Genomic DNA, 406 nt, shown 5'->3' on the forward strand with positions numbered 1-406 from the left:
CCCTTGGGACGGCCCGTCGAGCCGGAGGTGTAGATCACATACGCGGGGTGGGCGGGCAGCAGTGGCGTCGTGCGCTCGGCGTCGGTGAGGTCGGTGTCCGGCAGCTGCGCCAGGCGTGCGGCGGTGTCGGGGGCGTCGAGTACCACGGTGGGCAGGCCGGCGGTGGGCGCCGGGACGCCGTCGGAGGTGATCACCACGGCGGGTCGGGCGTCGTCGAGCATGTAGGCGACGCGGTCGGCCGGGTAGTCGGGGTCCAGCGGCACGTAGGCGGCGCCGCTCTTGAGCACCGCCAGCAGGGCCGTCATCAGCTGCGCCGAGCGCGGCAGCGAGACCGCGACCCGGCCCTCGGGGCCGGCGCCGTGCTCCACGAGCAGCCGCGCGATGCGGTTCGCCCGCGCGTTCAGCT

1 protein-coding gene is annotated in these 406 nt (G+C 75.6%); it reads right to left on the minus strand.

Translation table 11 applies throughout. The features are described from left to right. A partial coding sequence (locus LO771_RS30100) for an AMP-binding protein (RefSeq protein ID WP_230748337.1) occupies positions 1 to 406 on the minus strand: 406 nt, incomplete at both ends.

Source organism: Streptacidiphilus sp. ASG 303 (genome assembly GCF_020991365.1).
Taxonomy (GTDB): Bacteria; Actinomycetota; Actinomycetes; order Streptomycetales; family Streptomycetaceae; genus Peterkaempfera.